This is a genomic window from Seonamhaeicola marinus (genome assembly GCF_008085455.1).
In genome coordinates this window covers 1-874 of record NZ_VSDQ01000124.1, presented here as the reverse complement: position 1 = coordinate 874, position 874 = coordinate 1, and the positions used below count along the sequence as shown (strand labels likewise).

Genomic DNA, 874 nt, shown 5'->3' with positions numbered 1-874 from the left:
ACTTGATGAAAACGTTGTTATTGAACTTCTTTTAAATAAAAATGATAAAGACTTTCCTGATGTAGCAGTAGTAGTTACAGATGTTGAAAACCTTAAACGAAACCTACTACTTTTTACACAAATTAAAGATTTAGAAATACCAACATTGCTGGTTATTAATATGGCCGATAGAATGCAAAAAAAAGGCATTTCATTAGATATTAATTATTTAGAAACACAATTACACACTAAAATTGCTGTAGTTAGCACCCGAAAAAATCAAGGTATTGATACCTTAAAAGAACTTATTACAAATTATGGTATGCTAAACACCAAACCCTGTTTAGATATTAGCACCATTGATACCACCTACTTTCAAAACTTAAAAAAAACATTTTCTAACCAACTACTTTATAAATTATGGTTGGTAATTACCCAAGATGTTAACTTTGGAAAAATCCAGCGAAATGATTTTGATGCTCTAAACGATTTTAAAACGAAAAGTAATGCAGATTTAAAACGTTTACAACAAAAAGAAACCATTAAACGCTATCAATTTATAAACAATGTCCTTAAAAAAGGATTGATAGTAAATTTGGCAAACGCTACAGATTTACGCATAAAACTAGACCGTATATTAACACACAAAATATGGGGTTACCTCATCTTTTTTGTTATTTTATTTTTAATGTTTCAAGCGGTTTATGATTGGGCAACCTACCCCACAGATTTAATTGATGAAGCCTTTGCATCATTAGCTAATTGGGTGAAAAACACAATGCCAGCAGGTGCATTTACTAATTTACTTTCCGAAGGTATAATTGCAGGTATTGGCGGTGTTATGGTATTTATCCCTCCTATTGCTTTCCTGTTTTTGTTTATTTCATTGTTAGAA

Annotated in this window: 1 protein-coding gene; it reads left to right on the top strand. The window is 30.4% G+C overall.

From position 1 onward, the window contains the following. Positions 1-874 (top strand): FeoB small GTPase domain-containing protein (locus FUA24_RS01055; RefSeq protein WP_148539679.1); only part of this gene is annotated, 874 nt, incomplete at both ends.